We start from the raw sequence: 13,665 nt of genomic DNA, 5'->3' as shown, positions 1-13,665 counted from the left end.
GCTCAGGTCACCCCGGTGACCTGAGCGTCTGACACCTCGGGGGTCAGCAGTGGATCTCGGCGAGCTCCGTGAACACCGCGCGGTTCAGGTGGAAGGCGTGGTGCGTCTCCGCGACCGTCGCGGCCACCTCGTCCTCGTCCAGGTCGAGCTGGTCGAGCTCGTTGCGGTACGCGTCCTTGAACACCTTGACCTTTGGGATGTCCGGGAACGTGTAGAACGCCAGCCCTTCCTCGTCCAGGCCGTAGTGCTGCCTCATCATGCGCTTCACGATCTGGCCGCCCGACAGGTCGCCCAGGTAGCGCGTGTACGAGTGCGCCGCGTAGTGCGGCAGGCTGCCGCCGATCTCGCGGACGCGGTCCGCGTACTGGTGCGTCGCCGGCAGGATGCGGATCTCCTCGCGCCACGCGGGTCCGTAGAGGTAGGCCAGGTCGCGCTCGATGGCCGGGACACGGGTGAGCTCGTTGAAGACGAGGCCTGCGCCGCGCTCGTCGTCGCGCACGGCGGCGCTCGCCTCCTCCAGCGCCTCGTAGACCACGAGGAGCTGGGCCGAGAGGTCGGCATGGGCGGCCCGGGTCAGCGCCCCGGACATGAGCTCCTCGATGAACTGCTCCGAGTTCGCGGCGTCGTGCTCGTCGCGCGTGCTCTGGCGCAGCAGGGCGGACAGGGGGACTGCTTCCTCGACGGGCAAGCTCACGTAGATCTCCTCCGGCGCGACGGAAACGTGCTGACAAAGTGTCACCACATCCCGAGCATAGCAACTCCGGTTAGGTGAACCTAACTTCCGATGCCGCGCACGGGCGGCGGCCCGAAACGTGTGGCGGGGAGGACGCCGTCGGGCATAACCTCTGGGTGGCGAGCGTGAGGCCTGACAAACCTCGGCCCGGGTTCCCGGGCGGACGCACCGCCCGCGCGTGCGGCGTACCGACGAGAGGCCGGGGTCTCCCGGCGAAGGAGTGGTGGCACCGCGACCTAGCCCCCGCCCGCTCCTCCAGGGCCTTCGCTCTCTGGAGGACTGATGAGACCACCCTCGCAAGCCCCGGCTCGCACGCTCGCCCACGACCTGTCCGCCGCCCCGCCGGGTTCGACCGTGCGGCTGCAGGGCTGGGTCCACCGCCGTCGTCAGCTCGCGACCGTGACGTTCCTCGTGCTGCGGGACCGCACCGGCCTCGCCCAGGTGGTGGTGCGCACGGGCGTCGGGCAGGCGCCGGAGGTGCCGCCGGAGGAGACCACCGTCGAGGTGACCGGAACGGTCACCGTCAACCCGCAGGCCCCTGGCGGGGTGGAGGTCACGGAGCCGGTGATCACCGCCCTGACCGACGCGGCCGAGACCCCGCCCGTCGAGCTGTGGCGGCCGGCGCTCACCGCCGCGCTGCCGACGATGCTCGACCATGCGGGCGTCACCTGGCGGCATCCCGCGCAGAAGGCGCGGTGGGAGGTCGCGGCGGCGAGCCTGCGCGGCTTCCGGGCGACGCTGGACGCGGCAGGGTTCACCGAGATCTGCACGCCGAAGCTCGTCGGGACCGCCACCGAGTCGGGCGCGAACGTGTTCCCCGTGGACTACTTCGGGCGGCCCGCGTACCTGGCCCAGTCGCCGCAGTTCTACAAGCAGCAGATGGTCGGGGTCTTCGAACGGGTCTACGAGGTGGGCCCGGTCTTCCGCGCCGAACCGCACGACACGGTGCGGCACCTCGCGGAGTACCGCTCGCTCGACGTCGAGCTCGGGTTCGTGCGCGACCACCGCGACGTGCTGGAGGTGCTGCGTCGCGTGCTCGCCGGGATGGCCGACGCCGTACGCGGCTCGGGAGCTGCCGAACGGCTGGGCATCGCGGTGCCCGAGATCCCCGCGGAGATCCCGGTGCTCCACTTCGCCGACGCGCTCGCGCTGGTCGGCGCGCCGTCCGACGAGCCGGACCTGGCGCCCGAGCACGAGCGGGCGCTCGGGGAGTGGGCCATGGCCGAGCACGGGTCCGACTTCGTCGCGGTCGAGGGCTACCCCATGGCCAAGCGGCCGTTCTACACGCATCCGGAGCCGGGCTCGGGGCCGGGTGGCCCTGGCGCCGCGCCGGGCGGCGAGCGGTGGAGCAACAGCTTCGACCTGCTGTTCCGTGGCCTCGAGCTCGTCACGGGCGGACAGCGGCTGCACCGGTACGCCGACTACGTCGCCGCGCTCGAGGCGCGCGGCGAGGACCCTGCCGCCTACGCGTCGTACCTTGCGGCGTTCCGGCACGGGATGCCGCCGCACGGCGGGTTCGCGATCGGCCTGGAGCGCTGGGTGGCGCGTCTCGTCGGGGCGGCCAACGTCCGCGAGGTGACGCCGTTCCCGCGCGACCTGCACCGCCTGGTCCCGTAGCTCCCGCGCGGCTGCGGAGGGTGGTCGGTAGAACGTCAGGTGGTCGGCAGCTCGGAATGTCGATCACCTGACGTTCTGCCGACCACCTGACGGATCGTCGACCACTGTCAGTGGTCACCGCTACCTTGTGGCGCGCACTGCTCATGCGGTGCGTCACAGGGGCGAGGTGTGCCCTGTGCCCGACGGCTGGGTGAGGAACGAGATGCTGCAGGAACTGGTGGACCGAGTAACGGGCGGCGACACGACGGCGAAGGCGGTGCGTGACGCACTGGCCCCGCTGAAGCTGCTGGGCACCGGGGTGTACGACGACGCCGTCGGGTACGTGCTCGAGGGCGCGACACCCGAGGTCCTCGTGAACGTGCAGCAGTCGGGCAACACCGATCTGGACGGCCTGTTCGGCGCACCGCTGCAGGTGTGGTCGCGGTGGGTGTCGCCCGACGTCGTCAAGCGGGTCGCGGCGGTCCACAAGGGCTGGAGCGAGGGCTCGGGCATCACGGCGCGCGGACGGGTCTACGCGTCGGCCGACGCTGCGGTGCTCGCTCGCCTGGGCCGGCTGCTCGCGCAGGTGTGCGAGACCTCCGACGTGCCCACCGTGGTGCCGGAGTGGTTCTACGTCCTGGTGTACGACGGGGCGCGGCGGGGAACCAACGAGAGGCACCGCTCCGGCAAGGCGGTCACCGAGGTCGCCGCCCGGCTGACGCCCGCGTTCCTGGAGCAGGTCGCCGTCGAGGGCGGAGTACCCGCCGCCGACGCCGCGGCCACCGTCCTCACGGCGATCCTGCACCGGGGAACCAACGAGCGTTCCTGGTACCAGGATCCGCGGCAGGCGATGGCCGCGCGTCAGGCGTTCGACCAGTACGTGACCGAGCACGTCGGCACGCTGGCCGACGTCACCACCGGGCTCGGCGCGCACGGCAAGCAGGAGGTGCTGACCCGCATCGGGAAGCGCACGGCCGAGGCCGGGCTCGTCGAGATCGTGGCGACGCTCGCCGTCGACAAGGCGAAGGGCGTGCGGACGACGGCTCTCGGCCACCTCTCCGTGCACGACGACGCCGCGCAGGTCGCCCTGCTGCGGCCCCATCTCGCCAAGGTCCCGACCGGACAGCTCGGCGAGGTGGTGACGCGGCTGGTCGCCCTGGACGGCGGCATCGAGGCGCTCGACGAGGCGCTGGCCGCGCTCCGTGACGAGAACGGCAAGGTCGCGGCCGGCCAGAGCGCACGGGTGCGGCTCCTGGAGCAGACCGTGGAGCGGTCCCGCGCCCTGGACGACGGCGGCACGGGCGCGGGCGCGGGTACGGACGTCACGATCGAGGTCCCGACCTACGACCCCCTGCCGGACCCGGTGGTGGAGCCCGGGTGGGCGGCCGCAGCCCGCAAGGTGCTCGACGAGCAGATCGCCAAGGCGCGCGTGCAGCTCGATCAAGCCAGGAGCGGCGGCAACGCGAACAAGTACTGGGCGGAACGCGCGCAGCGCACCCTCAAGGAGCTCCAGTCGATCACGGACGCCGACCTCGCGGCGGTCCCTGACCGCGTGACCGGTGCCGTGACCACCACGAACAAGACGCGTCGCCAGAACGCCGTGCTCTTCCAGTGGCTCGCCGACGAGCTGCGGAACCTGTTCACCGAGCCAGGGCTCATGCTCGCGATCCGCGTGCTCGCCCTGCGGGACGGTGAGGCGCAGCGGAACTTCGTGTGGGCTCTGCGGCCCTACCTCGACCAGGCCACCGACCTGCGCCAGGTGCACGACGGACTGGTCCGCGCGGGGGTGCCGAACGTCGACGAGCAGGTCCGCGACATGGTGTTCCAGACCTGGTGGGGCGGCGAGGCGCTCGCGCCGTCCGTGGTCTGGCCCTACTTCGCCGAGCGCACGGACGTCCTCGACCGCCACCTCGGCACGGACGAGCCCTACCGCAACGGCACGGGCACCGCGCTGCGGCTCCTGCGGGATTTCCCCGCCGTCCCGCCGAGCCTGCTGCCGCGGCTCACGGCGCTCGCGCTCGGGACGGGCAAGACGCACCGCCGCGCCGCACAGGAGGTGCTGGAGGCGCACGCCGGCGCACGCAACCTGGCCGAGCAGGCGCTCGCCGACCCCAAGGCCGAGGTACGCGCCTCGGCCGCCGCCTGGCTCGCGCGGATCGGTGACCCCGCGGCGGTCCCGGCTCTGCGCGCCGCGCTCAAGAAGGAACGCCGGGAAGCCGCACGCGCCACGCTGCTCTCCGCGCTGGAGACCCTCGGCGACGACATCACTGCCGACCTCGCGCCGGCGGTCCTGGAGGCGGAGGCCACCAAGGGACTGAGGGGCAAGCTGCCGGCGAGCCTCGACTGGTTCCCGTTCGACCAGCTTCCCGAGGTGCGGTGGGCCGGCTCCGCCGGTCAGCCCGCCGGTGGGCCTGGTGCGGTCGTGCCGCGCGACGTCGTCCGCTGGTGGGTGGTGCTGGCCACCAAGCTGAAGGCACCGAGCGGTGAGGGGCTGATCGCCCGGTACGTCGGGCTGCTCGACGCCGCCTCCCAGGCCGCGCTCGGCTCGTTCGTGCTGCGCGCCTGGGTGGCGCAGGACACCCGCGGCCCGTCGGTCGAGGACTCCCGTGCCTTTGCGGACCGGCACGCGCAGACGAACTGGACCAACCTTCAGGCCTCGATCAAGCGGTACCCGGAGTACTACGCCAACCAGGCGGGGCAGACCGTCGAGGACCTCTGGAAGAGCCTCTACCGGCAGAACCAGGCCACCTACCTCGGGTCGGCCACGCAGGAGAAGGGGCTGCTCGCGCTCACCGTCGGCATGCCCGGCGCGGAGCTCGCCACCACCGCGCAGCACTACTTCGCAGCCCACAAGGGCCGCCGGGCGCAGGCCGAGTACCTCGTGCGGGCGCTCGCCGCGAACGGCGACCGGGCAGCGGTGCAGCAGCTCCTCGCGGTCTCGCGCCGGTTCAAGCAGCGCAGCGTCCAGGAGACCGCTTCGGCGCTCGCCCAGGACATCGCCGACCGCAACGGCTGGGACGCCGACCAGCTCGCCGACCGCACCGTCCAGACCGCGGGCTTCGACGACGACGGGATCCTGCGCCTGGACCTCGGTTCGCCCGACGGCGAGCGCGTGGTCACCGGGCGCATCACCGAGGCCTTCACGCTGGAGCTGCGCAACCCGGCGGGCAAGGTCGTCAAGGCGCTGCCGGCCCGGCGCGCGTCCGACGACGCCGAGGCCTACGCCGAGGCGAAGAAGCAGCTCAAGGAGTCGCGCGCCGAGCTGAAGGCCGTCGTGGCGCTGCAGAGCCAGCGCTTCGCCGAGGCCATGGTCACCGGCCGCACCTGGACCTTCGCCGACTGGCGCGAGTTCGTCCTGGGGCACCCGCTCATGTCGCGCCTCGCCGCGCGGCTGGTGTGGGCGGCCGAGCTGCCGGGCGTCCCGGCGGCGGTCACGTTCCGGCCGGGCGACGGCGGGGCGCTGATCGGTGTCGACGACGAGGACGTCACCCTCCCCGACGACGCGCGGGTGTCGCTGGTGCACGCGGCCACCCTCGGGGACGACGACGAGTCGGGCGCACCGGCCTGGCGTTCCCACCTGGCCGACTACGAGGTCACGCCGCTGTTCGACCAGGGTCTCGGCGCCGAGGAACCAGGGGCGCAGGCAGGTGCGCTGCCCGAGCCGGCCGACGGCGCCACAGCGATCAGGACCCGCGAGGGCTGGCTCAGCGACTCGTTCACGATCCGCGGCCGGGCCACCAAGCTGGGGTACACCCGGTCGCAGGCGGAGGATGCCGGCTGGTTCAGCGCGTACTGCAAGGAGTACCCGACGCTCGGCCTCACCGTCGAGCTGGAGTTCACCGGCGCGTTCCTGCCCGAGGAGAACATCACGGCGGCCATGCGGGAGCTCGCGTTCCGCCGCACCGGCACCTGGGGCGAGCGAGGCCGCCTCGCGATCAAGGACGTGCCGAAGGTCCTGCTGGCCGTCTCCTACCGGGACTACCTGACCGTGGCCGAGGGCGGGGTCTTCGACGCGGACTGGGAGAAGAAGAGCCAGTACTGACCCGGCGCGTCTCCGCCACAGCCCCAGCCTCCATACCCACCCAGCACCGCCAGATGCGCGTACCGAAGGAAGTCATGACCATCACTGAGACCGCCACCCCGGCCGAGATCCGCCCGCCCGCCGAGGTCCGCTACGCCGGCGAGCTCGCCACGCTCGACGCCTGGGACACCGAGCGCGGCCACGAGCGGCCACCCGGCTGGCGGCTGAGCCCGCGAGCCGTACGGGCGTTCATCATCGGCTCCGACGAGCTCGGGGTGCGGCGCAAGTTCTACGGCGACGACCCGCTGGTCGACCGCGCCGTCGTCTCCCTGATGGGACGCCAGGGCCTGATGCTCGTCGGCGAGCCCGGCACGGCGAAGTCGATGCTGTCGGAGCTCCTGTCCGCTGCTGTCTCGGGCACGTCGACCCTGACGGTCCAGGGCACCGCCGGGACCACCGAGGACCACGTGCGGTACTCGTGGAACTACGCGCTCCTGGTGTCCGAGGGGCCGAGCGAGCGGTCGCTCGTGCCGTCGCCGATCTGCACGGGCATGCGGGAGGGTCGGGTCGTGCGCTTCGAGGAGATCACGCGCTGCGCCCCCGAGATCCAGGACACGCTCGTGTCGATCCTGTCGGAGAAGCAGCTCATGGTCCCCGAGCTCGGACCCGACGCCCGGGTCGCGGCCCGGCCCGGCTTCACCGTGATCGCCACGGCGAACCTCAAGGACCGCGGCGTGCACGAGATGTCCGCGGCACTCAAGCGCCGGTTCAGCTTCGAGACCGTGGCCCCGGTGCGCGACCGGGCGTTCGAGATCGAGCTGGTGCAGCACCAGCTGGAGGCCGAGCTCGGGCCGGACAGCGCCAGGCCCGCCGTGCCGCTGGACGTCCTGGAGGTGCTCGTCACGGTGTTCCAGGACCTGCGGACCGGCAGCACGCGCGAGGGCGCGCCCGTGAAGCGGCCCGAGACGGTCATGTCGACGGCGGAGGCGGTCAACGTCGCGGTCGCCGCGTCCCTGGAGGCCCGGTACCTCGGCGACGGCACGGTGACCGCGGCGGAGATCGCGCGCCAGATCTCAGGCGTGGCGCTCAAGGGCGAGGAGGAGGACGCGCGCCGGCTGCGGCACTACGTCGACAACGTCGTGCGGGAACGCGCCCGGAACGACAAGCGCTGGAAGGCGTTCTTCACCGCGGCAGAGCCCTTGTGGCGATGAGCGGAGCGGCGATGAGCGGATCGGCGGTGAGCGGAGCGGCGGTGAGCGGCGGCGTCGCGTCGGGCGTCCGCACGGGCCGGCGTGCGGACGTCGTCCGGGAGCTGGCACCCGAGCGCCTGCGCGCGGCCGCTGACGCCGTCGGCAGGCTGCGGGACGAACGCGGTATCCACTTCGCCCCCGTGCGGCACCACAGCCCCGCGTGCGCCGTGGCGGTGCGCGCGGCGATCGAGGAGCTGCGCCCGGCGGCCGTCCTCATCGAGGGGCCGGAGGAGTTCACGCGGCTCATCCCGGACCTGCTGCACGAGGAGACGCGGCCGCCGGTGGCGGTGCTGAGCCTCGAGGGATCGGGATCGGGATCGGGATCGGGCGCCGGCTTCTACCCGCTCGCGTCCTTCTCGCCGGAGTGGGTGGCGCTGCGCGCCGGACAGGCCGTCGGTGCGGAGCTCGCGTTCGTCGACCGGTCCTTCGGTGAGCGTTCGGCTGCCGAGCTGGCACTCTCGGGCCCTGCCGCGCCCGGACAGGACGACGCCGGAGAGGGCGGCATCGGGAGCGGCACCGCACGACCCGATCCCTTCGCACGGACCCTCATGTCCGAGCGGTACCTGGCGCACTCGGAGGCCATGGCCGCCCTCGCGCGTCGCCTCGGCTGCCGTGACCACGACGAGGTCTGGGACCAGCTCTTCGAGGCGCGGGCGAGCGCAGAGCTGGCCGACTGGCGGGCCGTGTTCGACGACGTCTTCGCGTGGTCGGCGCTCGCACGTCTCGACTACGAGGAGAGCGTGCTCGCCGGCGAGGGTTCGCTGGACCGCGAGGCGCGGATGGCGGCAAGGATCACCGAGACGGTCGATCGGCTCTCCGCTGATCGCCCGACCGCGAGCACGGCCGACGGCAAGGCAGGCCCGGTGCTCGTGGTGACCGGTGCGTTCCACACGCTCGCGCTGGTCGAGGCGCTCTCCGGTGCGCCGGAGGGCGCGCCCGTTCGCGACCGGCAGCCCGAGGGCGGCTTCGGCCCCCCGGCGCAGGGCGAGGCGTGGCTGGTCCGGTACGACCACGAGCGGCTCGACGGGCTGCGTGGCTACGGTGCGGGCATGCCGTCGCCCGGCTACTACGAGCGGCTGTACGCGGCGCACCTCCGGGAGCTGCGTCTGGCGCCGGAGTCGGCAGCACCCGGCCCCGTCGGAGCACGCGCCCTCGCCACGGAGATCCTGGTCGACGTCGCACGCAGTGCGGCCGGCCGCGGGCACGGGGTGAGCCTGCCGCAGGTCGGCGCGGCGGCCGAGGCCGCCGTCCGGCTCGCGGAGCTGCGCGAGCGCAGCTTCCCGTGCCGCACGGACCTGCTGGACGCGGTGCGGTCCTGCTACGTGCAGGACGACGGCGGCGTCGGCGGGCCCGGCGAGCCCGAGCGGCCGCTGGGGCTGGCCGTCGCCGAGGTGTTCGGCGGCCGGTCGCTCGGTGACGTGCCGCCGGGCAGCGCGTCACCGCCCCTCGTGCGGGACGTCCGGGACCGGGTGCGGGCCGTGCGGCTCGTCATCGACGACTCGGTGCCGCGCACGACCCGTCTCGACGCGCGCCGGACGGCGTCCCATCGGGCGAAGCGCCAGGTGCTGGCGCTGCTCGACTTCGTGGGAGCCGGCTTCGGGCAGCTCGTCTCCGGGCCGGACCACGTGGCGGGCCGCGGGCTCGGCCTGATCACCGAGGAGTGGCAGTACTGCTGGACACCGCTGGTCGAGGCGCGGCTGGTGGAGCTCGTGCACCTCGGCGCGACGCTGGACGCGGTAGCGGTCGCGCGGCTGCACGAGGCGGAGGCCCGGCTCGCGGGCACTGGAACCGGGGCCGCGGCCGGAACGGGAGCCGGCACCGGGACCGGGACCGCGACGGTCGATGCCCTCGCCCAGCTCGTCGCGCAGACGCTCGTGATCGGGATGGGCGCGCACCTGCCCCGGATCGTCTCGCTGTTGCGCACCACCCTGGACACCGACCGCGACCTGAGCTCCGTGGTGTCGGGCGCGCGGCGCCTGCTCGGCCTGTGGCACGCCCGGGTGGAGCTCGGCGCCGAGGAGCACGCGAGCGAGCTGCTCGACCTGGTGAGCCAGGCGCTCGCGACTGCCGCCTACCTGGTCAGCGACCTGGGCAGGACACGAGCCGAGGACGAGGACACCGCCATCGGCACGCTGATCGACCTCCGCTCCCTGCTCCGGGACGCGGCGGCAGCGGGTGACGGCGACCACGGGGGAACCGGCGGGAAGAACCGCACCGCCGTCGTGCGTGAGCTCGCGCGCCTGCGGGACGACCGGAGCACCGCACCGGCAGTGGCGGGCGCCCTGCTCGCCCTCGGCTTCACCGACGGCGAGGTGCCCGACGACGTCCTGGTCACCCGGGTGCGCGGCGCCCTGACCGCCGGCGCGGACCCGGGCACGGCGGTGCGGTTCCTGGGCGGCGTGATGCGCGCGGCCCCGGACCTGATCCTGCACACGCCCGAGATGTTCGACGCCGTCGACGCCGCCCTGCGCACGCTCCAGGGCGACGCGTTCCTGGCCGTCCTGCCCGACCTGCGGCGAGCCTTCACCTGGCTGCGCCCCACCGAGACGCACCGGCTGGCTAAGCGGGTGGCCGAGCGCACGGGCGCCCGGGTGGACCAGGTGGACGTTCGGGTCGCGCTGTCCGAGGAGGACCTTGCGGCAGGGCTCGCCCTCGACCAGGAGCTGACAGCGGTACTGGAGCGGGACGGGCTGGCCCACTGGGCCGGCGGCCCCGGAGCCGACACGACACGAGGAGAAGCATGAGCACCACCGGCTCCGGGACGACCGGATCCGCCACCACCGGACCCGTCGGCACCGAACCAGGCACCGAACCCACGCCGTCGGTCTCCGACGACGAGACGGCCCGTCGCTGGCGGCTCGTGCTCGGCCGGTACGCGGCCGACCAGCTCTCGGTGGGGCAGCAGGACGACGGCCTGGAGAGGTCCCTGCGGTACCTGTACGACCGTGAGTACACGGCGCGCGGCCACCGCGTCGGCCAGGGCGGGGACGGCTCAGGGCGGCCAGGCAGAGGCGCCGGCCTCGGCGGGTCCCAGCCGCACGGCGTCGACGTGACCGCGCTCGGCTGGCTGGGCGAGGCGGGCAGCCTGTTCCCGCGCGAGACCTTCGAACGCATGCAGGTCGACGCGGTGAGCCGGTACGGCCTGACCGAGCTGCTGCAGGACGACACCGCGCTGGAGACCCTCGAACCGTCGCGCGAGCTCGCCGTCGCGATGCTGCAGGTGCGCGGCGCCCTGGACGACCGGGCGGCGGCCGGACTGCGCCGCGTGATCCAGCGCGTCGTCGAGGACATCGTGAAACGGCTGCGTACCCGGTTCACCACGGCCGTCAACGGCCGGATCGACCGGTCACGCCGGTCGATGCACAAGGTGGCGCGGAACTTCGACTGGAAGCGCACGCTGCGCGCCAACCTCGGCCGCGTCGACGCCGAAGGCCGCATGACGGTGCAGGACGTCCGCTTCTCGTCCCGCGCCAGGCGCACGCTCACCTGGGACGTCATCCTGCTCGTCGACCAGTCCGGATCGATGGCGCCGTCACTGCTGTACTCGGCGGTCTGCGCCGGGATCCTCTCGGGTCTGCCCGGCATCAACGTGCAGCTCTACCTGTTCGACACGTCGGTCGTGGACATGTCGCACGTGGCCGACGACCCGGTCACCGTGCTGATGACCGCACAGCTCGGTGGCGGCACCGACATCGCGCGGGCGGTGCGCCACGCCGAGCAGCAGGTGCGCAACCCGTCGCGCACGGTGGTGGCGCTGGTCAGCGACTTCTACGAGGGCGGCTCCGTGTCCAGCCTCCTGTCGACCGTGCGCCGGATGGCGTCGTCGGGCGTCACGATGCTGGGCCTGGCCGCGCTGGACGAGGCGGCGGAGCCGGTCTACGACCAGGGCACCGCCCGGCACCTCGCCGAGTGCGGCATGGAGGTCGCCGCGCTCACCCCCGAGCGGTTCGCCGAGTGGCTGGGAGAGGTGCTCTCATGAGCGAGCCGACGACGAGCGCGCCCAGGACTTATCCCTGGGCCGCGCCGTACGCGGGCCTGGACGACGACGCGCTCAAGGCGCTCGGCAACGCCGGGCTGCTGCGCCGCGCCCGCAAGGACTACGCCGCCGAGGACGGCGTGACCGAGCTGTCCCACGACCCGAAGGGAGTGGTGCTCGCCGTCTCCGGGGCCTCGGTCCGGGTCGACGGCCGCGGCCCGGCGGCGGTCTCCTGCGACTGTCCGACGGCGGGCGTGTGCCAGCACGTCCTGACCGCCTGCCTGTGGGCCGCCGCCGTCGCGCCCGAAGCACCGCCGCAGGGCGCGGAGCCCGTCGTCGCGCAGTCGCTGCCCGGGGCATCCGGCCCGGGGCCTGGGAGCGGGGCCGCACCGGCGTCCGAGACCCGGCGGACGGCCCCACGCGGACCCTCCGAGGCGGTGCTGCGCCGTCGCCGGGAGGCGCTCGCGGAGGTGCGCGACGTCGTAGGACGGCTCATGTCGGGCGGTCTGTCCCACCTCGGCCCGGACGACGCCGAGACCCTGGTCGCGCTGGCGGGCCGGGTACGCGTGGCCGGGTTCGAGCCGGTCGAGCCCGGTCAGGTCGGCGGTGTCCGGTTCGTCGGCCTGCTGCGCGTGGCGGCGGGCTTCGTCAGCGGCTTGGCCGGACGGGACGACGCCGTCACCGAGTCCGACCTGCTCGACGCCCTCGCCGAGGTCTGGGCGATGGGCGAGGTGCTGCAGCGCGCCCTGGACACGGGCAGCGGCGACGATCCCGTCGGCGGCCAGGACCACCCGATGCCGGCGGGAGCCGGGAGCCGCACCGACGCTGAGGAGCTGGACGTCGCGCGGTGGGTGCCCCTCGGAGCCCGGTGGTGGACCTCGCCGAGCGGTTCGCGAGGGCTCGCCTACCTGGGCTGGGACAGCGAGGCCGCAGCCTCCGGGACGGTCGCCGGTCAGGTGCGGCAGGTCGTGACCGGCCGTGCGTCGGGCACCGACCCGGGCTTTCAGCGCAGCTGGACCAGCCCGCTGCTGTGGGGCCGGTCCCTGGGCACGCTGTGCGAGGGTGCCTTCCGGCTGACCGCGGTGCGGGCCAGGCCCGACGGCGACCTGGGCGCGGGCGGGACCCCGGTGGTCCATCGGCTGGACGGCGACGGGTTCGACCTGGCCGAGCTCCAGCAGATCGCGGAACGGACGGGCGCCGGGGTGGCGCCGCGCGACGCCGTCGGGTTCGGGCGTCGCCCGGCGAACGTGCGGCTCGTGCTGGTCCGCGACGTCGGTGAGATCGGGATCGACGAGGTGCGGCAGGAGCTGACGCTCGCGATCGTCACGTCCGGCGGCGACGAGCGCGCGCTCCGCCTGCCCGTGACGAGCGAGCAGGCGGTGCAGACGTTGCTGTCCGTCAGGTCGAAGCTGGTCGCGGTCACGATCGAGCGGCGCGAGGACCGGGACGAGCCGGTAGGCCTGTTCGTGCGCGACAAGGGCACGATCCGGCTGGTCAGCCCCACCATCACGCCGGCATGGACGTTCGAGAGCAGCCTCTGGGACTTCTGGCGCCGGCGCCTGCGCAAGCTGCGGGCGCAGGCGGCGTCGGCGAGGACCGTCCGGTCGGTGGTCGCTCCGCCGACCCCGGTGCGCCGGGTGACGCTCCTGCTCGGCGACGTCCTCGTCGCGGCGGCGGCGACGGGACGGCCGTTCCTCACGGCACGGCAGCGGTCCGACGTCGAGCAGGCGCGCGCCCTGGCCAGGGACCTCGGGCTCGCGACGCTGGAGCGGACCGCCGGCGGGCTGCTCGCCGGTGAGCTGACCGCGCCGGCCGTGCTGCACGCCGCCTTCGTGGTGGGCAGGGCGCGGGCGGTCGCTGACGTGGCGGGCTGACCCACCCGGCTCCACCGGGTGCCAGGTCGAGTGTCAGAGGCCCAGGGCAGACTGAGCCCATGCACACGGTGATCTCGCGGGAACCCTCGGGCACCGGCCTCCGGCCGGTCTCCGACTCCGGTGCGCCCGCGGGGGAGCCGCGCATCATCGACACGTCCGGCCTGGCCGGCGAGGTGGCCGCCGGCGAGTCGTCCCAGGTCCGCTGGACCTGGGAC

General features: G+C 73.8%; 7 protein-coding genes. 6 read left to right on the top strand and 1 reads right to left on the bottom strand.

Annotated elements, in window-relative coordinates; all coding sequences use genetic code 11:
• Positions 1 to 43: 43 nt before the first annotated feature.
• Positions 44 to 694, bottom strand: coding sequence for a heme oxygenase (biliverdin-producing) (locus tag ACFWE2_RS19460; protein ID WP_377225864.1), 651 nt, complete (start codon positions 692 to 694; stop codon positions 44 to 46).
• Positions 695 to 1,015: 321 nt separating this feature from the next.
• Between ACFWE2_RS19460 and aspS the strand changes: the two genes are divergently transcribed.
• From aspS to ACFWE2_RS19430, 6 genes are all read left to right on the top strand, one after another.
• Entirely contained in the window at positions 1,016 to 2,350 is a 1,335-nt protein-coding gene (gene aspS / locus ACFWE2_RS19455; RefSeq protein WP_377225863.1) for an aspartate--tRNA(Asn) ligase, read from the top strand.
• Positions 2,351 to 2,552: 202 nt separating this feature from the next.
• A complete protein-coding gene (locus ACFWE2_RS19450) occupies positions 2,553 to 6,371 on the top strand; it encodes a DUF4132 domain-containing protein (RefSeq protein ID WP_377225862.1) in 3,819 nt (1,272 codons plus the stop codon).
• A 74-nt stretch (positions 6,372 to 6,445) separates the two neighbouring features.
• On the top strand, positions 6,446 to 7,561 hold the full coding sequence (locus ACFWE2_RS19445; RefSeq protein ID WP_377225861.1) for an AAA family ATPase: 1,116 nt from the start codon (positions 6,446 to 6,448) through the stop codon (positions 7,559 to 7,561).
• A gap of 11 nt (positions 7,562 to 7,572) precedes the next feature.
• Complete coding sequence (locus tag ACFWE2_RS19440; protein ID WP_377225860.1) at positions 7,573 to 10,344, top strand: DUF5682 family protein; 2,772 nt, start codon at positions 7,573 to 7,575, stop codon at positions 10,342 to 10,344.
• Complete coding sequence (locus tag ACFWE2_RS19435; protein WP_377225859.1) at positions 10,341 to 11,579, top strand: VWA domain-containing protein; 1,239 nt, start codon at positions 10,341 to 10,343, stop codon at positions 11,577 to 11,579. The genes ACFWE2_RS19440 and ACFWE2_RS19435 overlap by 4 nt, the downstream gene beginning before the upstream one ends.
• Entirely contained in the window at positions 11,576 to 13,450 is a 1,875-nt protein-coding gene (locus tag ACFWE2_RS19430; RefSeq protein WP_377225858.1) for a hypothetical protein, read from the top strand. The genes ACFWE2_RS19435 and ACFWE2_RS19430 overlap by 4 nt, the downstream gene beginning before the upstream one ends.
• The last annotated feature ends 215 nt before the right edge of the window (positions 13,451 to 13,665 follow it).

It is taken from the genome of Promicromonospora sp. NPDC060271, from assembly GCF_042726755.1.
In the GTDB taxonomy this organism is placed as follows: domain Bacteria; phylum Actinomycetota; class Actinomycetes; order Actinomycetales; family Cellulomonadaceae; genus Promicromonospora.
Note: the sequence above shows the minus strand (reverse complement) of the source record. Positions and strands in the feature narration are given on the sequence as shown.